This is a genomic window from Candidatus Poriferisodalis sp., from assembly GCF_965208925.1.
In the GTDB taxonomy this organism is placed as follows: Bacteria; Actinomycetota; Acidimicrobiia; order Acidimicrobiales; family Poriferisodalaceae; genus Poriferisodalis.
On the sequence record NZ_OZ242364.1, the window covers coordinates 3,344,652 to 3,366,291 of the forward strand.

The following is a 21,640-nucleotide window of genomic DNA, read 5'->3' on the forward strand; positions in this document are numbered from 1 at the left end:
ACTGAGCGCCGGTCGGCGCGCTCGCGGGAGGTCAGGTCGGGCGTGGGGCACCGCAATCGCAACCATCGTCGCTGCGACCCTCGCCGCAGTGCTGCTTCCGGTCTCACCGTTGGGAGCAGTGACGAACCTGTCCGAGATCGATGTCATTCGCTACGGAGGCGCGGACCGCTACGCAACTTCGCTGCGGGTTGCTCAGGCGGTTGCCGCGAACGCGGGAGGACGCCTCGACTGGGTTGTGATCGTTCCAGGCGACAGCTGGACCGACGCAGTGGTGGCTGCACCGATAGCCGGGGCACTCAGCGCGCCGGTATTGGCGACTCCGTCCGGCGAGTTGCGCGCCGATGCGTCCGGCTTCCTGAAGAGCGCGGGTGTCTCCAATGCAGTTGTTGTCGGCGCCGACAGCGACACCGATGGCGTTGGTCCGACAGTCGTCGCAGCACTCGAATCGCTTGGCATCAGCACCGAACGGGTCACACGAGCCGATCAGTACGCAACTGGGATCGTCGCCGCCCGGAGAATTGGCCAGCCTGGAAGCATGGGGACCCTCGGGCGCACCGCCGTGATCGCCAACGGCGAGGTGTTCGCGGACGCATTGGTCGCTGGCGCATTTGCTGCACGCGGCTCCCATCCCATTCTGCTCAATCCTCGAGCGAACCTTCACGGAGGCGTGGCGAGCTACCTCACGAGCGCGGATATCGAGCACGTCGTGCTGATGGGGGGTCCCGGAGCGCTTCACCAAGACGTAGAGGATGCGTTGTCGGCGATGGGCCTCAAGGTCACGCGAGTGGCAGGGGCTACCCGGTACGACACCGCCACGGAAGCCGCCGAGCTCATCATCCGTCGCTACGACCCCACATGCTTCACGGACCGCCGTGTCGGCCTCGCGCGCGCCCGAGTGCCATTCGACTCATTCAGCGCCGCCCCGCTGCTGGCCCGCCTGTGCACCCCCCTGCTGCTTGCAGATCCCGACCGGATCCCCGCAGCAACCGCCGAGTACCTCCACCAGGCACGCACCGAAATTGGCGCGTTCACTGGCGACAAGCTGGCTGTGCATGTCTTCGGCGGCAACGCAGCGGTCTCGGGCACCGCCATCGACAACTATCTCGCCAGCGGAACCACCACTGGCGTTGAGTGCGACCTCGACGTCGGCGGCGAACCCAAGACGGTCATCGACGATATCGATGCGATCCTTCCTGTTTGGTCACCCGATTGCCGTCGCTTCGCCTACGAGCACAACCGGGAGATCTGGACAGCAGATGTCGACGGCGGCAATCGAGTCAAGCTCACGCGCGGTTCGTCCCCGGCGTGGTCGCCTGACGGCACGCGCATTGCGTTTGCCCGCTTCACTGGTCAGGAGCTGTACCGGGAGGTGGTTGCCCACCTCCACGTCATCAACTCTGATGGAACTGGCGAAGTCCAACTCACCCATTCGATCTCGCAGGACTATGCACCACGGTGGTCTCCAGACGGCCGACGGATCTTGTTCCGGCGGATCGACCTGTGGCAAGAGCCAGAGGAATTCTTCGCCAAACGACACCTCGCGATCATCGATGCCGACGGCACCAATGAAGTCAATCTGGAGTCTCGAGCATTCTTCGGGCAGGCCCACTATTGGACCCATGACGGCGAACGCATCTCCATCAAGGACGGCGGAGGCGTTGCGACGGTGCGCGACGATGGATCCGATTGGATGCCGGTTTGGGCGGTCACTCTGAGCCGCATCAAGTTCGGCGAGTACGCATGGTCACCCGATGGCTGCCGGATCGCACTGATGGTCAGCAAAGTCTCATTGGGGGGCGGTCAATACGAGAGCTCCATCAAGGTGCTCAATCTCGAGACCGATGAGGTCACGACCGTGGTCCGCTATACGGGCAACATCTTCCAGGCCTTTGACCTCGGTGCGCCGCAATGGTCGCCCGACGGCCGTTTCATCGCCTACCACCTCCACGATGGCAAGGTTGTTCCGCAGCGGCCGCTCGTCGTGGCACGAATCCCGCCGGCGTGAAGCCCGAAGGGAACCTGCATCGCTAGCGTGCCGCGGGTGATCAGTGCTGCGGAGCTATCGTCGATCGAGACGGCTGTGGGCGAATTGGGCAACCGCGTGGCGCAAGCTGCCGATGAGCTGATGGGCACGCCGCACGAGGATGTCGGCGTGGAGCTCTACGAGGTGGAGCGCTCATTGCGCATGGCTCGCCGCCGCTTGGCCCAAGCCACCGAAGCCCTGCGCTGAGCGTCGGGTCTGTGGCCGTTGCAGGCGGAACCCGCGATGCGGTCAGGACCGCGCCGCAATCGCCCCGGCGGTAGCGACGATCTTGCGGGCCCGGGTGAGGTGCGGAACGTCCACCATCTGGCCCTTGTGGGCGAATGCCATGAGACCGGCGGCCTCAGCCTCGGCAAACGCTTCGAGCAGCTCGCGAGCGTCGGCCATCTCGGCATCGCTCGGCGTGAACGCGGCGTTGACGATGTCGATCTGAGCAGGATGGATGGTGATCTTGCCGGTGAAGCCCATCGCGGCTGACGTCGCGCACTCGGCGGCCAACCCCTCGTTGTCCCGGAAGTCCACGAACACTGTGTCGAGCGGCTGCTTGCCCCACGCCGTGGCCCCCACCAGGCACATCACCCGGGCGTACTCGAAGACCGGCAGGTAAGCGCCAGCAGCGTCCCGGTTGGCCTTCGAACCCATGGCCGCGGAGAGATCCTCTGCACCCCAGCTCAGCGCATCCACCCTGTCGTGGCGGGCCAGTTCGCCGATGTTCAGCAACCCCTGCGGCGTCTCGGTACCCAGCACCAGCAGCATCACGCCGCCGGGCGGGTGGCCGTGCTCGGCCTCCCAGCGGGCGATCATGCTGTCCAGCTCGACGACCTCTGCTGCATTGTTCACCTTCGGCACCAGGTAGGCGTCGGGCGCCGAGACCATCGTCTCGGCGATGTCGGCGGCGCACCACGGGCTGTCGAGCGGATTGATGCGCACCACCCGCTCCTTGGCGCCGAAGTCGACATCGGCGAGCCAGCCCGCAACCGTGGCGCGGGCACTGTCCTTGTTGTCGGGGGTGACAGCGTCCTCGAGATCCAGCACGAGGCTGTCGGCATCGGTCGCGATCGACTTCTCCAGCATGCGTTCATTCGCACCGGGCACAAAGTGCGACGACCTGCGCACCGTGCCGCTGCCGGGATTCGCAGGCTCAGTCATTCGGTCAAATCTCCTCGGTTTCAAGCTCACATCGCAGCCAGCGTCGGTGCCGCGTCAGGCCGCAAAGGCACTCGGGCAGAAGTCGTTGAGCACGCAGTCATCGCACGCAGGCTTGCGAGACGAGCAGACGCGCCTGCCGTGCAAGATCAGCCGCAAGCTGAAGTCGCCCCGCTCGTACTGGGGGATCATCGGATTCAAGGCCAGCTCCACCTTGACCGGATCCTCCTCGGCAGTGATACCGAGACGCCGTACCAAGCGGCCGACATGGGTGTCCACCGGCAGCCCCGGCAAATCGAACGCCACCGAGCGAATGACGTTGGCGGTCTTGCGGCCGACTCCCGGCAGCTTCACCAAGTCAGCCAAGCCGGTCGGTACCTCGCCGCCGTAGTCGGCCAGCAGCCGGCGGGCCATTCCCTGCAGGTTGCGCGCCTTGCTGCGGAAGAAACCGGTGGGATGCACCAGTTCTTCGAGGTCGTCGAGATCGGCGGACGCCAGTGCTTCGGCGTCGGGATACTTCGCGAACACTGCCGGAACCGTGGCATTGACACGGGCATCGGTGCACTGTGCAGACAGGATCGTCGCCACCAGCAGCTCGAACGGGTTGCGATGGTCCAACTCGCAGACGGCCTCGTACTCATCCTTGAGTCGCTCATGAGTTCGCTGGGCGCGCCCCTTGGGCGATCGCGGCTTGGCCATGGCGAGTGTCTAGCGCTCTGCCTGCGAGCGTGCGCCGCGACCGCCCTTGCGAACCGCAACGAGCTTGTCGGCGCGCAGCTGGCCGCATGCGGCATCGATCGACGTGCCGCGATTCTGGCGCACGGTGGCGTTCACGCCATGGGACGACAGCTCGGCGGCGAACTGCTCAATTCGCCCGGCCGGCGAGGGCTGGTGGCCGTATCCCGGGGTGGGATTCAGCGGAATGAGGTTGACATGGGCTGCCAGCGGCCGTGCGTACGCCGCAAGCTCGGCCGCATCACGGTCGGTGTCGTTGATGCCGCCGATCATCGCCCACTCGAAACTGATGCGCCGTCGCTTGGCGCGGCGATAGTCGGCCAGCGAGCGCGCCAGGTCGCGCAACGGATACGTGCGATTGATGGGCGCTATGCGGTTGCGCAGACGGTCATTGGCGGCATGCAGCGACACCGCCAGGTTGACCGGCAATGCCTCCGCCGCAAGGCGCGCAATGCCGGGAATGACACCGACGGTCGACACGGTGATGTGTCTGGCGCCGATGCCCATGTCGCCCTGAAACCGCTCCACCGCTGCCCACACTGCCTCGTAGTTGGCGAGCGGCTCGCCCATGCCCATGAATACGACATTGACGGCTCGTTCGTCTGAGCCTGCCTCCCGCAGCGTGCCCAGCACTTGCTCGACAATCTCGCCCACACTCAGGTTGCGGTCGAAGCCCACCTGGCCTGTCGCACAGAAACTGCACGCCATCGCGCAGCCGGCCTGGCTGCTGATGCACAGCGTCGTCCGGTTCCGGTAGCGCATCAGCACCGACTCCACCAGGTGGCCGTCACGCAGCGACCACAGGTGCTTGGTGGTGGTGCCCCGGTCCGCCGACTGCGTGCGGACGAGCGTCAGCGCGGGCGGCAGCAACTCGCCGATGGCCTGGCGCAGGCTCTTGGGAACGTTGGTGAGTTCAGCGAGCGTGCGGCGCTGCCGGTACAGGCCCTCCCACACTTGGTCCAGCCGGTAGGCGGGCTCGCCGTCGAGCAGTTCCCCCAGCTCTGCCCGACCCAGATCACAGAGCGAGGGATCGGCGCCGGGGGTTGTCACGGCCGTTCCGCCCGCTACGACGCCAGCGGACCGGTGCCGGTGAACAGCCGCCGCACGACAGCCACCTCCAAGCCGAGGTCGAGGTACAGCGTGACGGCGGGGGTGTTGTCGGCGTCGACGTAGAGCATCGCTCTCCTCAGGCCTGCATCGGCGAGATGCTCGTAGCCGGCCAGCGTCAGCGCCCGGCCGAGACCGCGGCCGTGGTAACGCGGATCCACCGCGATGACGTACACCTCTCCGACCGGCGGGTCTTCGCCGGCGTGCACCTTGGTCCAGCAGTAGGCGGCGATATGGCCGTCGATGTCGTACACACGAAAGCCCTCGGCGTCGAACCACGGCTCGGCTTGACGCTCGGCAACCTGGTCCAGCGTCCAGCCGCCCTGCTCGCGGTGCCAGGAGAACGCACGGTTGTTGACCTCCACCCAGGCTTGCTCGTCCTGGCCGACCACGAACGAACGGGTCTCGATTCCGCTGGGCTGATCCATGGGCAGGGATCGCTCCATGCGGTAGAGATCGCGCTCGAACGTCAGGCCGAGCTCGGCGAGCCCTCGCCCGAGCTCAGTCTCGGTCGGCGCAAGCTCGCCCCGGTCCGCTTCGCCGAAGTCAGGGTGATCGATCCACACCGACATGGGCCCTGAGACGTCGCGGAGCTGCAGGCGCAATGCCGCAACCAGTGCTCCGGGCGGCCAGTGTGCGGCATTGGCCTCCGCGACAGTTCCATGCTGGTCGGCACCGATCGAGATCACGGGATCGGCACTCGCTGCGGCACTCACCGGGGGCAGGCTAATGCTGCCCGTCGGCCTCCTGGATGGGATCGTCCAGGTACAGGTGCCACACTTGCCCGGTGAACCAGATGCGGTGGCTCAACCGCAGCCAGCCCCAAACGCTTTTCAGCGCAGTGCTGCTCTGCTATTTCTCCGCGGTGCTGCTGTTGTTCGGAACTCGCATCGACTCGCAACTGGCGCGCGACATCTTCGAGGGAATCGTCTCGCTGTTCGCCAGCGATCGCACAGCGGCTGATCTGGGAGACAGCATCATCCCGCCGGCCGTCACCGTCCTGCTCGTCGGCGCGTACGTCGCAGGCGGCGCCGGTACCGCAAACGAGCGTCGTTGGGGCCATTGGCTGTGCTCCGCCGCGGCCATCTACGCGGCCATCGCGACGCTGTGGTGGGGCGCCCGCACGAGCTTCGAACTGGGCATCATCATGCGTCTCATGTTCGACGCGCTGCTGCTTGTGCTGCTGTATCACCCGATGAGCCGCAATCACCGCCGCGTCTGGTTCACGTGAAGTCTCGCCGGCGGCGCGCCCCCGGGCTGCCGCGCCCGCAGGACAAAGCCCAGGCCGTCGAAGAGATGTTCGACGAGATCGCACCTCGCTACGACCTGCTGAACCGGCTGCTGACGTTCCGCCTCGACACTCGCTGGCGTCGCTGCGCCGTGGCAGCCCTCGGCCTGACTCCCGGCGAAACCGTGATCGACGTGGCCTGCGGCACCGGCGACCTGTGCAATGAGCTCGAATCGGCAGGCCTGCGGCCCGTGGGCGTCGACTTCTCCGCAGGCATGCTCGCGGCCGCCACTACGCAGGCCCCCTTGGTTCGTTCAGATGCGCTCAGGCTCGGCGTGCGCGACGCATCGCTCGACGGCGCGACATGCGGTTTCGCCCTGCGGAACTTCACGAGCCTCGAACCGTTCTTCGCGGAGCTGGCCCGGGTGCTCCGGCCTGGTGCCCGGATCGCACTGCTCGAGGTCTCCGAGCCGGCCAACCCGCTGCTGCGGGCCGGTCACCAGATGTACTTCGGCAAAGTTGTGCCGGCGGTCGGCAGCCTGCTCTCCAGCAGAGCTGCCTACCGCTACCTGCCCGAGTCGGTGGCGTACCTGCCGGAGGCGCCGGTGCTGCTGGCCCAGCTCGCAGATGCCGGATTCCGCGCGGTCGACAGGAAACTGCTGAACGGCGGCATCGCCCAGCTTATCACGGCAACGAGATCGTCTTGGCCAGATCGGTGACGATCTCGGCTGCGGGGAGCTCGGCGAGCGAGACCGGCGGGCACAGGATCTTGCAGTCCCGGGAGCCGCCGCCCACGATGACTTCGGTGCAGTCCATCACCCGGCTGTCGATCCAGACCGGGATGTCAGCGGGCAGCCCGAACGGTGTCACGCCGCCGATCATCATCCCGGTGCGTGCAATGGTCTCGTCGGCATCGGCGAAGGATGCCTTGCGCGTGCCCAGCCGCCGCCGCACGACACCGTTCACATCGAGCCGTGTCGATGCCAGCACCACGCAGCACGCCATCGGCCGCTCGGCCGACTTGCCCACCACGCAGATGGCATTCGCCGACGCATCCATCGAAAAGCCGTAGCGCTCGCAGAATTGCGCCGTGTCGGCGAAATCGGGATCGCACTCCACCACCTCGTACGCCACGCCCAGCGCAGCGATATGATCCAGCACTGCCCCCGAAATTGCCTCTGAGCTCATCGCGACATCCTTGCGGATCGCACGGGCAAAGCCACGGGTCGCAGCAGGGGGGTCGCCGGCGTCACGGCCCGAGGGCCAAGCCGACCGTCAGCAGAGCGCCCACGACGATCTGCAAGCGGCCAGTCGCTGCGAGCACGGTCACCAGCGCAGCGCCGCTGGCTCCGCTGACCACCATGCGCACGGGCGCGACGGCGAACGCGACGGCCGCGAGCCCCAGCATCGTCCAGGGCCGCAGCAGCGACAGATACATCGGCGAGAACACCATCAGCACCACGACCACTGCGTACATCGCGCGGGTGGGTCCATCACCCAGCCGCACCGCCAGCGTGCGCTTGCCTGCCTGCGCGTCGGTCGGCAGGTCGCGCAGATTGTTCGAGATGAGCAGTGCCACTGACCCCAGCCCCACCGGGACCGACGCAGCGATGCCCAGCATGGTGAGGCGGGCGTCCTGCACGAACGCCGATCCGGCCGTCGCCACCAAACCGAAGAAGATGAACACGAACAGCTCGCCGAGACCCCGGTAGCCGTATGGACGCCGACCGCCGGTGTAGTACCACGCTGCGAGCATCGAGGCCCCGCCGGCCACGACGAGCCACCACGACACCGCCGCGGCCACCACGAGGCCGAACGCGGCAGCCGCTCCGAAGGCTGCGAACGCCGCATTCCGCACTGCGGTCGGCGACGCCGCTCCCGAGGCCACCAAGCGCTGCGGGCCCACCCGGGCCACGTCGGTGCCCCGCACTCCGTCGCTGTAGTCGTTGGCGTAGTTGACAGCAATCTGGATGCACAACGACACGATCAGCGCAAAGGCGGCACGCCACCACACGATGCCGCCGTCAGCCGCGGCGTCGGACGCTGCCGTGCCCACGAACGGCGGCACCAGCGACGCCGGCCAGGTGCGAGGCCGTGCTCCGGCCAGCCACGTGCGCACACCCGTCATTGCTGCGACGAGCCCAGCGGACCCGTGATGCGGGTGATCGCGAACGATTGGGTTCCGGTCGCCAGCAGTCCCCCGTCGGACGCATAGATGCGAACGATGCCGTTGCCGATCGCGTTGTGGACAGCGTCCGACTCGATGTCCAAGAGCACCCACTCGCTCTCGGCCTCGCCAGAGATCCGCACCGTGTTGTCGAGGCTGGACCCCCTGAACCCGGCATCGAGGCTGACACGCATCCCGCTCGGCAGCAGGTCGGCCAGCGCCGTCAAGCCCGGCCCGGTCGATGCGAGTGTGCCGTCGAGTCGCGCCCAGTACCGCACGTGGCGCTCGCCCGGCTGCTGACCGGCGAGCCGGATGTCTGCATGGTCGGTGAACGAGCGGCCTTCGATCGACGTCGGGCCGCGGAGCTCGCATGACTCCGGCGACGGCACGTCCGGAGCGGTCGTCCATGTCTGGTCGATTCCCAGCTGCCGACCGCCGAGGGAAACGAGCGCACGCAGAATGACCCGGCCATCGGCAGCATCGGTGATCTCAGCGGATGCCTGGGTCATCCGGTTGCCGCTGGCCCCGATGTCGAGGGCGATGGCCGCACAGCCCCCGACCGGCAGCCGCGCCAAGTACTGGGCCGAGGCAGCGGCCATCGGCCGGCCCGTGACGCTCTCGAGGGCTGCCACGGCGGCTGCGAGCGCGCACCCGCCGTGCAGCGTGCCGGTGGCGCCCGCCACGTCGTAGGTGACCGGCAGCAGCCAGCGCAGTTGTTCGGCCGTCGACTGGAGGCCGAAGAACTCGATCACCTCGCCGACGTGCGGGTCCTGCGGCGCAGCGTCGCTCGTGGCAGCTTCGGCGCTCACGCAGCCGAAAGCTAGTGCTGACTACGTCCGGAAGCCCTCTGCCGGCCCGGACACCCGCGCGACAGCGAACGACTGGTTCCCGGTGGCCAGCAACCCGCCGTCGGGCGTGTATATCCGCACGACGCCGTGGCCGACGGCGTTGTGGAATCCGTCGGTCTCGATATCAAGCAGGACCCACTCGCATTCGGCGTCGCCAGCGATACGCACGGTGTTGTCGATGCTGCCGCCACGCCACTTCAGGCCAAGGCTGCGGTGCATCCCCGTCGCGAGCGTGTCTGCCAGCGCTATCAGGCCCTGACGCGTGGAGGCCAGCGTGCCGGCGAGCCGTGCCCAGCAGAGGATCCGCCGATCGCCGGCGCTGTGCGGACCGAACCGGATGTCGGCGTCGGTGCTGAACGACGCAACGGCGTTGTCCGGCACAGTTCGACGTTGCCATTCATCTGGACCCGGGACGTCGGGCGGCTGCCCCCAGTCCTGGTCGATGCCGAGCCGGCGACCGCCCAGTGCCAGCAGCGCTCGCATCAGCACACGGCCGTCGGCTGCATCGGTGACCTGTGCGAGCACCTGCGTCATTCGCTTGCCGGCCGAACCGATGTCGAAGGTGACCTCAGCGCTGCCGCCGAGCGGGACACGGGCCATGAACTGTGCCGAAGCCGCTGCGAGCGGCCGCCCGCTCCATGTCTCGGCGGCAGCGGTGACTGCAGCAAGGGCGCAGCCGCCATGCATCACGCCGAGATAGTTGGCGACGTGGGGCGAGATGGGCAGGTGCCAGCGCAGCTCGTCACCGGTGGCCTGCAGGCCGAAGAAGTCGACGACGTCCGCGAGCCGGTCGCCCGGCGACAGCGGCTCGACGTCCGTTGCCGGTTCGCTCACCAGATCGAAGCTAGGCGACGGCTCGCGAGGTCAATCTGCAGCAGCGGCCCAGGGAGCGTCCCGGTCGGCCCGGTAGTGGTCGGGCCGGATGCCGAACGCTTCGATCATCCGGTGCCACCCGCTCGCGGAGGCAAGCAGCGCACCCAAACGCAGAATCTGTTGCTCGTTGAAGTGATCCGCAAGCCGCTCGTACAGCTCGGGCGGGATGACGCCCTTGTGCTCGTAGCCCGAGAGCCGATCGCACAGGGCGAGCGCGGCCTTCCACGACTCGGGCAAGTCCGATGCCTCGTAGTCGGCGAGCTGGGCGATGACCTCATCGGTCAGTCCGGTGCGCACCAACGATGCGCTCTTGACGAGGCTTCAGTGGAAGCACTCGTTCCGGTTGGCCATCCGGATGCGGCACAGCTCGATCATGTGCCGGTCGAGCGCACCGGGGTCCTCGTCAGGATGGCCGCCGTACACGGCTCCGACCCAGCCGAGGAACAGGTCGATGGTGGTCTCGTCCGCAGCCAGCGTCCGGAACAGGTTGTCGTCGGTGTAGGCCTTCGCATACCACGTGTCCAAGCGACGTTGCTGCTTGTCGTCCAGCTCGGTCACCTTCGGCAAGTAGCCGTGCTGATTCGCCATGACTCCCCCTCGACGGCCGTGGCTCGCTGGAAACGACGCTACCGCAGGGCGGCGTACGCAGCGCTTGCAGCGCAAGATGACCGGGCTAGAGCCGCGGATCGACCGGCTCGCTCTCCAGCGCGAGCACGCCGAAGACGCACTCGTGGATCCTGGACAGGTGCTCGTTGGCGACAAACCGGTCGAGTGCCTCGATCCCGAGCGCGAATTCGCGTCGTGCCAGCGACGCCTTGCGGCCGAGCGACCGGCCGCGAAGCCGTTCGAGATTCGCCGGTTCGAGGTATTCCGGCCCGTAGATCAGCCGCAGATAGGAGCGTCCCCGGCACTTGACACCTGGCAGCACGAGGTTGCCGCCGGTGCGAACGATCGATGACGCCGGCTTGACGACCATTCCCTCGCCGCCGGCCTCGGTCATTGACAACCACCAGTCCGTCGCCTGAGCCACGGAGACATCGGAATCGAGATCGACAGAGCGACGATCGGTCCGGCGCAGTCCGTCGGAACTTGCCGAGATCCATGCGTCGATCTGTTCGAGATGCCAGCTATGCGGGCGACGGGCCAAGACCTCGCCCTCTGCGGCAAGCAGTTGGAACGGCGCCAGCTCGACCCCTTCGGCGCCTTCGACCTCCCAGCAATAGCGCCGGTACGCATCGACATAGTGCTCGACGTGTTCGGCGCGCTTGCGGGTTCGCTCCGCCAGGGCATCCAGCTCTATCCCCCGGCCTCGAGCGCCGGACAGCAGATGCGAAGCGGCCCCGAGCACGTTGGCACCCGCTGCTCCGGCAGCGGCGTAGAGGTCTTGCACCAGCCCGGCCGATTTCGCCGACCACGGGAGCATCTCAGCATCCACGACGAGCCAGTCGGTACCGAGCTGGTCCCAGGTGCCGGCCGCCTCAGCCGCAGTCCGCAGGCGATCGAGCAGTACCCGAGCCGCACCGGGCTCACCGAAGAACGGTCTGCCGGTGCGGGTCACGATCACGCCTGCGTCATCGTTCGCGATGCCGAAACGGGACTGCGCTGCGTCGGCGTTGCGGGCGACGATGAGCACGGCGCGCGATCCCATGTGCTTTTCCTGGCAGATGAGGTCATTGACGCCGGCCTTGCGGAACAGCGAGAACGCTTCATCGGGATGCTCCAGAAAGTCCTCACGCTTGCTGGCGGCAGCGGGTGCCATCGTCGGCGGCAGGTACACGAGCCATCGCGGATCGGTGGCGAACCGGCTCATGACTTCCAGAGCGGCACTCGAACGCTCGGCGTCAATGGTGACGCGCCCCGCCAATCCGGTGTCGACGTGATGCTTGCCGAGGACGTCGTCGAGACTCAGGTGACGCGTCGAGTGCCGGGGTGCATCGCTCGCAGCGGGCCGGATCGGCGCATAGTGCTCACGCGCTGCGGCGACCGAGACCAGTTCCCGCTCCGGCCAGCGAAGCGCGGTCAGCTCGCCGCCGAACACCGCCCCGGTGTCGAGGCAGATGGTGTTGTTGATCCAACCCGGCGCCGGCACGGGCGTGTGGCCGTACACAACCGCGGCATCGCCGCGATAGTCGGAGGCCCACTCGTACCGCACCGGCAGGCCGAACTCATCGGTCTCACCGTCGGTGTCGCCGTACAGCGCGAGCGTGCGGACGCGGCGTGACGAGCGCCCGTGGTAGCGCTCGGGCAGCCCTGCATGGGCGACGACGAGGCGGCCGCCGTCGAGCACGTAGTGGCTGACCAGGCTGTCGATGAACCCGGCGACCTGCTCGGAGAACTCAGGGTCGCGCGCCTCGAGCTGTGCGAGCGATTCAGCGAGCCCATGGGACACCTGGACGTTGCGCCCGGCCAGGGCGCGGCGCAGCTTGTTCTCATGATTGCCGAGGATGCACAACGCCGTTCCTGCGGCGACCATCGACATCGCCACATCCAGTACCTCGGTCACCGCGGGGCCGCGATCGACGAGATCGCCCAGAAAAACCGCCTTGCGGCCCTCGGGGTGCGCGATGGGCTCGGCCGACGTGTCGTAGCCCAGTTCGCCGAGCAGCTCCACGAGCTCGGCGTGACAGCCATGGACATCGCCGATGATGTCAAACGGCCCCGCATCGTCCCGACGGTCGTTCCAGAGCTTGGTGCGGACGATCTCGACCGAGTCCAGCTCGGACGCCGATCCGACGGTGTACACCCGCGTGAAGCCCTCTTTGCGCAGGCGCTTGGCCGTGCGGCGCAGCGTCGCGTGCTGGCGCCTGATTGCGTGCTCCGGGGTTTGGCGATCCCGGCGCTCGCCGTTGTGTTCCAAACACAGCGCGAGCGGAAGGTCGAACACGACCGCCGTTGCGAGCACGTCGTTGCGGCGTGCCAATTCGACCAGTGACTTTCGGTCTTCGGGCTTGACGTTGGTGGCGTCGACAACGGTGAGTCGCCCCAGCTCGAGTCGCTTGTCGACAATCGTGTGGAGCAGTTCGAAGGCGGCCGGAGTCACCGATTGATCGGTCTCGTCGTCGCTCACCAACGCTCGGCATTGATCACTCGACACGACTTCGGTCTCGCCGAAGTGCCGGCGCGCAAACGTCGACTTGCCAGAGCCCGATGCGCCGCAGAGCACGACGAGGCCGAGTTCGGGGATCTTGATGCTGGTGAGGGGCTGTCTCATCGACCTGCGCTCATCGCCGGAAGATCGCCATCTGGGTCGGCGATCCGCAGTCAGGATTCAATGGGCCGATGCCGCTGAGCTCAAAGCGGTAGCCGAACCGGTCCGACACGCTTCGGGCCCACGCCGCGAATTCGTCGCGGGTCCACTCGAAGCGATGATCGCCGTGCCGCAGGCCGGCTGGACTGAGGTGCTCGAACTTCGTGTTGTACTCCCGGTTCGGCGTCGTCAGCACCACTGCGCCCGGCGCGGCATCACCGAAGACGACCTCGGCGAGCACATCGAGCCGTTCGACGTCGACGTGCTCGATCACCTCCACCATCGTCGCGATGTCGAAGCCGCGGGCGCGCTGGTCCGTGTAGGTGAGCGCTCCCTGCCGGAGCCAGATCCGCTCCCTGCGCCGCTCCGACAACTCGTCCAGACCCAAGCGTCGCTGCGCTCGCTGCAGCGCCCCAATGGACACATCGATGCCCAGCACTTCGGTGACTGCGGGCTCGGCGACGAGTCGCTCCAGCAGGCGGCCTTCACCGCATCCCAAGTCCACTACCCGGCCACCTCCGAGCGCGCGCACAGCGCCGGCGACTGCCTCCAGCCGCTGCTCGCTCAGCTTGAGCGGGCGTTCGATCGCCTGCTCACGGCCTTCTTGATGCTCGGACACCGCATCGCAGTCCTCGCCGACCTCCGCCAGGCGCAACAGCGCCTCGCGGGCATAGCCGCCAAAGCGCAGGTACCGCCGGGAGATCATTCGCGTCTCGGGATGCGACTTGACCCAATCACCGCCCCGTCGCAGCAGCTTGTCGATCTCGTCCTCCCCGATCCAGTAGTGCTTGCGGTCATCCAGTACGGGCAGCAGGACGTAGAGGTGTTCGAGCACGCGCCGAACGGTGAGCCGACCGCTCATGCGCACAGCGAAGTACGGGCTGTCGCCCCACGACGGGAAGTGCGTGTCCAGCGCGATGGGCCGGGCCTCCACCTCGTAGCCGAGTGGCTCGAACAACCGCCGGAGCACGTCGGAGCCACCCCGCACGGGCACCACCGGCAACTCCACTTCGAGATCCAGCGACTGCTCGACCAATTCGGGACGGGCATCGCATGTGCCACTCATCGCCGTGCGGAACAGCCGAGCGAGCGCCACGCTGAGCATCGACGACGCCGCATACGGCCGGTCGTTCACGTACGGCTCCAGGCCTCCGGGCCGGTGCCGGCGCTGGCTCTGGGCCAGTCCGACCGGATCGACCTCTACGAAGGTCGTCGCCGTGCATCTGTGCGGCGTCGCCTCGGGATAGAAGACATGGGCATGCCCGAACCCCACATCCACCGACCGCACCCGGTCGGGATGCTTGTGCAGCAGGAATCCCAGATCTCGGGCATCGGGCGTCGTCGAGGTCAGCGAAACCAGCATGAAGGCCCCATTCAAACCGATGGGCCGCTCAGGACCGCCGCATTATCGAGTGCACTGTCGCCGCGCATGGCCCGAACAGGGTTCAGCCAGCGCGCGTAGTCTCAGCGGGAGGCGAATACGGTCGTGGGACACGACTGATCGACGCAAGGGGGCGTGAGATGAAGGCTGCTGTGCTTTGCGAACAGCCGGGCGATCTGGAGATCGAGGACTTGCGCATCGATGCGCCAGGGCCGAACGAGGTGCTCATCCAGACCAAGGGAGCTGGCCTGTGCCACAGCGACCTCCACTTCATGGAGGGCCTGTTCCGGACGCCGCTTCCGATGGTGATGGGCCACGAATCGGCCGGCGTGGTGGAAGCCGTCGGATCCGATGTGAGCTACGTGGCACCCGGCGACCACGTGGTGGCGTGCCTGTCGATTTTCTGCGGCCAATGCCACCGCTGCCTGTCGGGCAACCCGCACCGCTGCACGAACATTCGGGCCACGTCTCGGGCCAGGGATGCGGAGGCCCGTCTGAGCCGCGACGACGGCACCTCGGTCGACCAGATGGCGCGGCTGGGCGGCTTTGGCGAGCAGATGCTCGTACACCAGAACGCCGTGGTGAAGGTGCGGCCAGACATGCCGCTCGACCGGGCCTGCCTCATTGGATGCGGCGTCACGACCGGTTTCGGCGCCGCGGTGAACACTGCGGGCGTCGGCGTGGGCAGCGTGGTCTGCGTGATCGGCTGCGGCGGCATCGGGCTGTCCGCCGTGCAGGGCGCCCGGGTTGCCGGCGCCGGACGCATCATCGCCGTCGACATGACCGAAGCGAAGCTCGAGACCGCTCGCCAGATGGGTGCCACCGATACCGTCAACGCCGCGGAGGTGGACGACGTGGTCACCGCGGTGAAGGACATGACCAAAGGCGGCGTGGAATACAGCTTTGAAGCCATCGGCCTGGCCACCACGGTGCAGCAAGCGTTCAACATGCTCGACATCGGCGGCACCGCCACCGTGATCGGCATGGTGCCGTCGAAGACCAAGGTGGAGCTGCGCGGCATCGACTTCCTGTCGGAGAAGAAGCTGCAGGGTTCGATGATGGGCTCCAACCAGTTCCGCAGCGATATTCCGATGATGATCGACCTGTATCTCGACGGGCGCCTCATGCTCGACGAGATGATCTCGGCACGCATCGACCTCGACCAGATCAACGAGGGCTACGGCTGGATGAAGGCCGGCGAGGCCACCCGCACCGTCATCACCTTCGACTGAACCAACAGCGGGCTAGGGGTCTCACGAGCCCGCCGGACACCGGTGTCAGCTGACAACCCCGTCACGCTGTGGACGGAACGCAACACGACGCTCGACGCCGTCCGCGGCGTAGCGGTCTTGGGCATCCTGGCCATGAACGCCATCGCGTTCGGACTGCCGGCGGGCGCCTACACCAACCTCGACGCCGGCGGATCGCGATCGTTCCTGGACTGGATCATCGGCGGCGGCGGGGAGATCTTCGCCGATCAGAAGTTTCTCGGCCTGTTCTCGATGCTGTTCGGCGCGGGCATCGTGCTGTTCGCCGACCGGGCTGCAGCGAAGGGTCGGCGCAGCGTGCTGCTGAGCTTGTGGCGCAACGCCCTGCTGCTGGTCATCGGCATTGTGCACTTGCTGTTCTGGGACGGCGACGTCCTCACCGTCTATGCGCTGTGCGCGCCCGTCGTGCTGACGCTGCGGCGACTGCCGCCCAAGGCTCTCTTCTGGCTGGGCAGCGCGTGCTACGCCGCTGTCGCCGTCGCTTCGTGGTTCGTCCAGTCGTCGCTGCGCAGTTTCTCCAGCGTGCTCATCGACTTCTGGCACTACGGCGACTACTACGGCGTCATAGAGACGTGGTTCTTCATGGACTACTTCGGGAGAGCCCTCGGCGCGATGCTCCTCGGAGTGGCGCTCTATCGGACGGGCGTCATCGTCGGCGATCGGGCGCCGACGTTCTACCGGCGCATGGCGGCATGGGGCCTCGGCATCGGGATGCCGCTGTCAAGTGCGGGTTTGGCCCTCATGGCGGCAACCGACTTCGACATCGATTGGGCCGTCGCAGGCACTATCCCCAACACCGTCGCCACTGTGCCGATCTGCCTGGGTTACCTGAGTCTGATCATCCTCTGGAACGCGCGCAGTGCCAGCAGCAGGTCGAACTCAGCACGTGCCGGAAGCATGCGGCGGCGCGTACGTGCACTCGGCCGCATGGCACTCACGAACTACCTCACCCAAACCGCACTGGGCCTGATCGTGCTCGGCGCGCTGCTGGACGATGTGGAGTTGAGTCGCACTTCGATCGCGGTGTTCGTGGTGGCCGTATGGGTGCTGCAGCTCTGGTGGTCGAAGGCGTGGCTGGACCGGTTCGGCTTCGGCCCGGTCGAATGGCTGTGGCGCTGTGCCACCTATCGCCGCTGGCAGCCACTGCGCGCCCGCTAGCTGGCGCTTTGAGCCCAAATCGGCAGGGCTTCAACCGATCAAATTGCAAGAGGGCCTTGACACGGCGCCGTTACAGTCGAACGGGTGATGTCGCAGGCCGCGGTCGACTTGAAGGCTGTCGTGCGTCGGCTGTGCGATCGAAGAACGCCGGGGCGGACGGAAGCCACCGTCCAATCTGACATCCGTCTCCTGCTGATCGCCTCGGGACTCAACATCTCCGACAACGACATTCTCGATGTGACGTTGGAAGCCCCCCTTGGCGACCGTCGAAGGATCGACATCGAGATCGGGCGCACCGTCATGGAGGTCAAGAAGTCGCTAGCGAGCGGAGCATCACTCGATGACGCGACTGCCCAACTCAGCGGCTACGTGGCCGAGCGCGGCCGTCAACTCAGCCAGCGCTACGTCGGAGTCGTCACGGACGGGCGCGACTGGCACCTCTTCCACTCAGTCGAAGACGGCCTCAAACCGATCTCCACGTACCGAGTGGATCCCGCTGCCCCAGAACCCGGGCCACTGATTGCGTGGCTCGCCGCCGTGCTGGTCACACAGCAACAGGTCGCTCCGACACGGCAGGCGATCTCTAGCCGGCTGGGCGCAGACAGTCCCGGGCACCAGCTCGAACGGGCAACCCTGCGCACGATCTACGACGCAAACCGCAACAATCCGGAAGTCCAGGTCAAGCGCGAACTCTGGGCCAAGCTCCTGACCACCGCACTGGGAACGCAGTTCGGTTCGGACGAGGACGATCTCTTCGTCGAACACACGCTGTTGGTGGCGACTGCCGAGTGCGTCGCGCACGCTGCACTCAACTACTCCATCACCCATCTCGAGCCGACTCATTTGCTGCGCGGAGAGCTATTCGCACAGCAGTCGCAGATTCACGGCGTCGTCGACCATGACTTCTTCGACTGGCCCTTGGACTGCGGTGACGCCGGCGCCATCTGGGTCTCGGCGCTCGCACGACGTCTGCATCAGTTCGACTGGTCAAGTGTCAGCCACGACGTCATGAAGACCATCTATGAGTCGATCATCGGCGTCGAAACGCGTCGACGGCTCGGTGAGTACTACACGCCGGACTTCCTGGCGGAGTCGATTGTCGAGGAAACCATCACTCACCCGCTTGAGATGTCGGTGTTGGACCCCAGCTGTGGTTCTGGCACCTTCCTCTTCCACGCGATTCGGCGATACCTCGCCGCCGCAGACTCGGAGGGCATCGCGAACGGCGAAGCTATTGCAGGCGTCGCCAAGATGGTCTACGGCATCGATGTGCACCCAGTCGCCGTGACACTCGCACGCGTCACCTATCTGCTGGCCATCGGAACCGAGCGCCTCGCCGCGTCCGACCGGGGTCCGCTTCGAATTCCCGTGTTTCTCGGCGATTCCCTTCAATGGGGGCAGCGAGGCGATATTTTCGCCTCGGAAACCCTCAACGTCAGCACCGGCGACGGCGCACACCTCTTCGCCGATCAACTGCGATTCCCCCAAGCGTTGCTGAACGACGCTGAGAGGTTCGATGCCCTCGTCGCCGACCTCGCCGAGATGGCCGCAACCAGGGAGCCGAGTTCTCGACCTGCGGTCTTCGCATCCATCTCGGCCAAACACGATCTCGACGACCGGCACGCTGCCACGGTGCGCGCCACCTTCGAAACCATGTGCCGCCTGCATGACGAACGCCGCGATCACATCTGGGGCTACTACGTGCGAAACCTTGCGCGCCCGGCCTGGCTGGCGATTCCTGACAACCGCTGCCATGTACTCGTTGGCAACCCGCCTTGGCTGGCGTACCGGCACATGACAGACGCAATGAAGTCCACCTTTCGTGAGATGGCAAGGACGCGAGGCCTTTGGTCGGGCAGACACGTCGCGACGCATCAGGATCTGTCGGACCTGTTCGTCGCCAGGGCCGTCGAGCAATACCTGGCTCCCGGCGGCCGACTTGCCTTCGTCATGCCGGCTGGCGTCCTCACAAGGGCTCAGTCAAGCGGTCTGCGCTCCGGCAAGTTCCCGCTCGGACAGGGCGACAACGTCCACGTCAAGTGGGACACTCCCTGGGATCTCTCGCCGATCAGCCACACGTTCTTTCCCCGCACTGCATGTGTCGCATTCGGGACTCGATCGACCGAATGCCTGCCGATGCCGACCCAAGTCGAGCGGTGGTCCGGAACGCTCCGAGACCCGAGCCAGTCTTGGAGCGCCATAGCGCCCAACCTGACGCGAACTCGCGCAAGCAACGACTCGGGTGAGGCGCCCAGTTGGACATCCCCGTACAAGGCGCTCTTCAGGAACGGGGCCAATGTCTACCCACGGCTCTTGACGACAGTCAAGCCGGATCAAGAGCCGCCATTGGGTGCCGGATCGGGACGGCGTGCAGTGCGCTCAGACCGAGGGGTCTATGCAAAAGGCGATTGGAAGGAACTGCCGGACTTGCGTGGAGTCGTAGAGAACGAGTTCGTATACCCAATGCTGCTGGGCGAGTCGGTACTTCCCTTCTTGCAACGCTCACCTGTGGAGGCGTTGATTCCGTTCGATGGCGTCAAGATGTTGGCCGACACCGAAATCGACACCTTCGACGGCCTGGCGCGCTGGTGGCAGCAGGCCAGAGCGCTCTGGTCCGAACATGGCAGCGAGCCTCGCGCCCTACAGGAGTCGCTCGACCACTACGGCAAGCTCACCTCGCAGTTCCCTCTCGCACCAGCGCGAGTCGTATGTGCAGTTTCCGGCATGCACGTCACTGCCTGTCGAGTACTCGATGACGATGCACTGGTCGAGCATCAACTCGATTGGGCGCCAGTGAATTCAGCGAGAGAAGGAACGTACCTCTGCGCCGTTCTCAACAGCGCTTTGGTGACCACGGCAGTAGAGCCATACATGGTGTCTGGAAAGGGCGGCGGCCGTCACATCGGGCCTCATCTGTGGAAACTGCCCATCCCCATCTACGACGAGAGGGACCAACTGCATCGCCGACTCGCGGCGCTCGGCGCCCAAGCCGAGAAATTCGTGGCCGATCTCGAAATCCCAGCGATGAAGGCACACGGCGCGATTCGACGGCGGATTCGCGCGAGCTTGGCAGCCGACGAAATCGGCAGCGAGATCGAAGGAGCGGTCTCGGAGCTCTTGGCAGTGGCGCGACCTGAGTGAGCAGACCCGGCTAGGGCAGGATCGGCGTCGCCTCCATGTAGCCGGGCTCCAGGAATTCGACGCCGGGCGTGACGCGGGCCAGCTCCGCCGCGATCGACGAGGTGTCGGTGGGCACCGAAAACCCGGGCAGCCAGTTGTCGTGGTGGCCGAGAATGACCTTGCGGGGCCGCAGCAGGTCGGCTTGGCGCCCGATGAACTGCGCCAGCGAGCCCTGGATGGGTTCGCCGTCGATGTTGCCGCGGCCCGCCGCCGCGAGGATCGCCACGTCGGGGCGCAGGTCACGCATCACTCCCGACCAGTGCCCCGAGGTGTCCTGGAACAGCACCGAGCCATCCGGCGCCTCGATCAGGAACAGCAGCGCTCCCCCGTCACCCCGGTCGCTGTGGCCAGCCGCCGAAGCAGCGATGTGGGAGCTGGTGGCGACATCGACCTCGGTCGCCAAGTACTTCATCAGCTCCGCGAACTTCTGCTGCTGCTCCTGCCACGTCACGCCGAGATCGCCCAGGCAGACGTGGTCGGGCTGGTCCATCTCGGTATGCGACCACACGCAGGAGTGCTGGCTGGGATACACCGACACCTGCACGCCGGCGCCCCGGTCCCCGCGGCTGAGGTCCACCGTCTCGCCGCCGGCCACGCAGATCATCCGTTCTTCGGGGACTCCGGCCTCTGCCATCACCCGCACCGACTCGTAGGACGCGATCAGTGTGGCGTCGGTGTTGGCCACAATGCGCTCGGCCCCATAGAGGTGATCGAAGTGGGAGTGGCCGACGAGCACCCAGTCCGCCTCGGTGACATCGTCGGCCGACAGGCCCGGGCCGACGGCGTTGTCCGCCCGGTCGATGTAGGCGTCGAGAAAGATCGTGAGGCCAGCCGAGCGCAACCGGAACGTCGCGCATCCGTACCAGTCGAGCGTCGTTGCCATAGCCCGCGACCTACGCGCCCGCTAGCGGCGGCTCAGCTGAGGGGTCCGAGGGTTGTCCCCGATCGAAGAACAAAACCTCCAAGCGCGCCACGCGCTCCCTTACCAACACGAGTTCGCCGGCGACATGATCGATGCGACCCCCGAGCAGTGCACCTTGATGGTCGATGCGACCGGCAAGGTGGTACGTGATCGTCAAGCCGGTGCCGACGAAAGCCACCACGATGCTTGCCGCCGCCACAAGCACGACCCACGCTTCGACCACGATCGACGTCGCTGCGAGGGAGCCGGCGGCCATGGGCACACCATAGAACGGCTGATCCAGGACGACGCGTCCAATTTGGACCGCCGCCGGCACCGGGCACACTGGCGCGACTATGG

21 protein-coding genes are annotated in these 21,640 nt (G+C 66.5%); 7 read left to right on the plus strand and 14 right to left on the minus strand.

Translation table 11 applies throughout. The features are described from left to right. The first annotated feature begins 88 nt into the window (after positions 1-88). Both ACOGI5_RS14785 and ACOGI5_RS14790 read left to right on the plus strand, forming a co-directional pair. Positions 89-2,005: a cell wall-binding repeat-containing protein gene (locus ACOGI5_RS14785; RefSeq protein WP_419865168.1), complete on the plus strand. Its 1,917-nt coding sequence runs from the start codon at positions 89-91 to the stop codon at positions 2,003-2,005. Between the two features lie 36 nt (positions 2,006-2,041). Further along, the gene (locus ACOGI5_RS14790) at positions 2,042-2,230 is read left to right on the plus strand and encodes a hypothetical protein (protein WP_323673023.1); all 189 of its coding nucleotides are present in this window, start codon (positions 2,042-2,044) and stop codon (positions 2,228-2,230) included. Positions 2,231-2,272: 42 nt separating this feature from the next. On the opposite strand, the gene ACOGI5_RS14795 is transcribed toward ACOGI5_RS14790, so the two are convergent. From ACOGI5_RS14795 to mshD, 4 genes are read right to left on the minus strand one after another with little or no spacing between them, the layout of a single operon-like run. Next, a complete protein-coding gene (locus ACOGI5_RS14795) occupies positions 2,273-3,190 on the minus strand; it encodes an HpcH/HpaI aldolase/citrate lyase family protein (protein WP_419865169.1) in 918 nt (305 codons plus the stop codon). Positions 3,191-3,244: 54 nt separating this feature from the next. Then, complete coding sequence (gene nth, locus ACOGI5_RS14800) at positions 3,245-3,886, minus strand: endonuclease III (protein WP_419865170.1); 642 nt, start codon at positions 3,884-3,886, stop codon at positions 3,245-3,247. 9 nt (positions 3,887-3,895) lie between these two features. Further along, positions 3,896-4,972, minus strand: a complete 1,077-nt coding sequence (gene rlmN / locus ACOGI5_RS14805) for a 23S rRNA (adenine(2503)-C(2))-methyltransferase RlmN (protein ID WP_419865171.1) — start codon at positions 4,970-4,972, stop codon at positions 3,896-3,898. Between the two features lie 14 nt (positions 4,973-4,986). Beyond that, positions 4,987-5,745: a mycothiol synthase gene (mshD, locus tag ACOGI5_RS14810; protein WP_419865172.1), complete on the minus strand. Its 759-nt coding sequence runs from the start codon at positions 5,743-5,745 to the stop codon at positions 4,987-4,989. 71 nt (positions 5,746-5,816) lie between these two features. Here mshD and ACOGI5_RS14815 point away from each other — a divergent pair, with 71 nt between their 5' ends. Both ACOGI5_RS14815 and ACOGI5_RS14820 read left to right on the plus strand, forming a co-directional pair. Next, positions 5,817-6,260, plus strand: a complete 444-nt coding sequence (locus ACOGI5_RS14815) for a hypothetical protein (protein WP_419865173.1) — start codon at positions 5,817-5,819, stop codon at positions 6,258-6,260. Next, complete coding sequence (locus tag ACOGI5_RS14820) at positions 6,257-6,976, plus strand: ubiquinone/menaquinone biosynthesis methyltransferase (RefSeq protein WP_419865174.1); 720 nt, start codon at positions 6,257-6,259, stop codon at positions 6,974-6,976. The genes ACOGI5_RS14815 and ACOGI5_RS14820 overlap by 4 nt, the downstream gene beginning before the upstream one ends. Here the strand turns inward: ACOGI5_RS14820 and ACOGI5_RS14825 are convergent. The 8 genes from ACOGI5_RS14825 to ACOGI5_RS14860 all read right to left on the minus strand — a co-directional run bounded on the left by ACOGI5_RS14825 (position 6,942) and on the right by ACOGI5_RS14860 (position 14,755). After that, a complete protein-coding gene (locus ACOGI5_RS14825; RefSeq protein ID WP_419865175.1) occupies positions 6,942-7,445 on the minus strand; it encodes a YbaK/EbsC family protein in 504 nt (167 codons plus the stop codon). The genes ACOGI5_RS14820 and ACOGI5_RS14825 overlap by 35 nt on opposite strands. A gap of 61 nt (positions 7,446-7,506) precedes the next feature. Then, complete coding sequence (locus ACOGI5_RS14830; protein ID WP_419865176.1) at positions 7,507-8,385, minus strand: 1,4-dihydroxy-2-naphthoate polyprenyltransferase; 879 nt, start codon at positions 8,383-8,385, stop codon at positions 7,507-7,509. After that, positions 8,382-9,233, minus strand: a complete 852-nt coding sequence (locus ACOGI5_RS14835; RefSeq protein ID WP_419865177.1) for an acyl-CoA thioesterase — start codon at positions 9,231-9,233, stop codon at positions 8,382-8,384. The genes ACOGI5_RS14830 and ACOGI5_RS14835 overlap by 4 nt, the downstream gene beginning before the upstream one ends. A gap of 21 nt (positions 9,234-9,254) precedes the next feature. Continuing rightward, the gene (locus ACOGI5_RS14840) at positions 9,255-10,106 is read right to left on the minus strand and encodes an acyl-CoA thioesterase domain-containing protein (protein ID WP_419865178.1); all 852 of its coding nucleotides are present in this window, start codon (positions 10,104-10,106) and stop codon (positions 9,255-9,257) included. Positions 10,107-10,136: 30 nt separating this feature from the next. Next, complete coding sequence (locus tag ACOGI5_RS14845) at positions 10,137-10,442, minus strand: carboxymuconolactone decarboxylase family protein (RefSeq protein WP_419865179.1); 306 nt, start codon at positions 10,440-10,442, stop codon at positions 10,137-10,139. 24 nt (positions 10,443-10,466) lie between these two features. Continuing rightward, positions 10,467-10,733: a hypothetical protein gene (locus tag ACOGI5_RS14850; RefSeq protein WP_419865180.1), complete on the minus strand. Its 267-nt coding sequence runs from the start codon at positions 10,731-10,733 to the stop codon at positions 10,467-10,469. An 85-nt stretch (positions 10,734-10,818) separates the two neighbouring features. Further along, positions 10,819-13,356: a polynucleotide kinase-phosphatase gene (locus ACOGI5_RS14855; protein ID WP_419865181.1), complete on the minus strand. Its 2,538-nt coding sequence runs from the start codon at positions 13,354-13,356 to the stop codon at positions 10,819-10,821. 10 nt (positions 13,357-13,366) lie between these two features. Next, a complete protein-coding gene (locus ACOGI5_RS14860; RefSeq protein WP_419865182.1) occupies positions 13,367-14,755 on the minus strand; it encodes a 3' terminal RNA ribose 2'-O-methyltransferase Hen1 in 1,389 nt (462 codons plus the stop codon). Positions 14,756-14,913: 158 nt separating this feature from the next. On the opposite strand from ACOGI5_RS14860, the gene ACOGI5_RS14865 reads away from it, so the two are divergent. The 3 genes from ACOGI5_RS14865 (at position 14,914) to ACOGI5_RS14875 (ending at position 20,340) form a co-directional block, all read left to right on the plus strand. Continuing rightward, the gene (locus tag ACOGI5_RS14865) at positions 14,914-16,005 is read left to right on the plus strand and encodes a Zn-dependent alcohol dehydrogenase (protein WP_419865183.1); all 1,092 of its coding nucleotides are present in this window, start codon (positions 14,914-14,916) and stop codon (positions 16,003-16,005) included. Positions 16,006-16,047: 42 nt separating this feature from the next. Further along, positions 16,048-17,199 (plus strand): DUF418 domain-containing protein, encoded by a 1,152-nt coding sequence (locus ACOGI5_RS14870; protein ID WP_419865184.1) that lies wholly within the window; start codon positions 16,048-16,050, stop codon positions 17,197-17,199. Between the two features lie 87 nt (positions 17,200-17,286). After that, the gene (locus ACOGI5_RS14875) at positions 17,287-20,340 is read left to right on the plus strand and encodes an N-6 DNA methylase (protein WP_419865185.1); all 3,054 of its coding nucleotides are present in this window, start codon (positions 17,287-17,289) and stop codon (positions 20,338-20,340) included. A 10-nt stretch (positions 20,341-20,350) separates the two neighbouring features. On the opposite strand, the gene ACOGI5_RS14880 is transcribed toward ACOGI5_RS14875, so the two are convergent. Continuing rightward, on the minus strand, positions 20,351-21,262 hold the full coding sequence (locus ACOGI5_RS14880) for an MBL fold metallo-hydrolase (RefSeq protein WP_419865186.1): 912 nt from the start codon (positions 21,260-21,262) through the stop codon (positions 20,351-20,353). A gap of 10 nt (positions 21,263-21,272) precedes the next feature. After that, on the minus strand, positions 21,273-21,557 hold the full coding sequence (locus ACOGI5_RS14885) for a hypothetical protein (RefSeq protein ID WP_419865187.1): 285 nt from the start codon (positions 21,555-21,557) through the stop codon (positions 21,273-21,275). Positions 21,558-21,640 lie beyond the last annotated feature (83 nt).

What these genes read in the sequence shown, in the direction of transcription:
- ACOGI5_RS14795 (WP_419865169.1), bottom strand. Translation starts at nt 3,190, where the DNA reads ATGACTGAGCCTGCGAATCCCGGCAGCGGCACGGTGCGCAGGTCGTCG.
- nth (WP_419865170.1), bottom strand. Translation starts at nt 3,886, where the DNA reads ATGGCCAAGCCGCGATCGCCCAAGGGGCGCGCCCAGCGAACTCATGAG.
- ACOGI5_RS14825 (WP_419865175.1), bottom strand. Translation starts at nt 7,445, where the DNA reads ATGAGCTCAGAGGCAATTTCGGGGGCAGTGCTGGATCATATCGCTGCG.
- ACOGI5_RS14830 (WP_419865176.1), bottom strand. Translation starts at nt 8,385, where the DNA reads ATGACGGGTGTGCGCACGTGGCTGGCCGGAGCACGGCCTCGCACCTGG.
- ACOGI5_RS14850 (WP_419865180.1), bottom strand. Translation starts at nt 10,733, where the DNA reads ATGGCGAATCAGCACGGCTACTTGCCGAAGGTGACCGAGCTGGACGAC.
- ACOGI5_RS14855 (WP_419865181.1), bottom strand. Translation starts at nt 13,356, where the DNA reads ATGAGACAGCCCCTCACCAGCATCAAGATCCCCGAACTCGGCCTCGTC.
- ACOGI5_RS14860 (WP_419865182.1), bottom strand. Translation starts at nt 14,755, where the DNA reads ATGCTGGTTTCGCTGACCTCGACGACGCCCGATGCCCGAGATCTGGGA.
- ACOGI5_RS14865 (WP_419865183.1), top strand. Translation starts at nt 14,914, where the DNA reads ATGAAGGCTGCTGTGCTTTGCGAACAGCCGGGCGATCTGGAGATCGAG.
- ACOGI5_RS14875 (WP_419865185.1), top strand. Translation starts at nt 17,287, where the DNA reads ATGTCGCAGGCCGCGGTCGACTTGAAGGCTGTCGTGCGTCGGCTGTGC.
- ACOGI5_RS14880 (WP_419865186.1), bottom strand. Translation starts at nt 21,262, where the DNA reads ATGGCAACGACGCTCGACTGGTACGGATGCGCGACGTTCCGGTTGCGC.
- ACOGI5_RS14885 (WP_419865187.1), bottom strand. Translation starts at nt 21,557, where the DNA reads ATGGCCGCCGGCTCCCTCGCAGCGACGTCGATCGTGGTCGAAGCGTGG.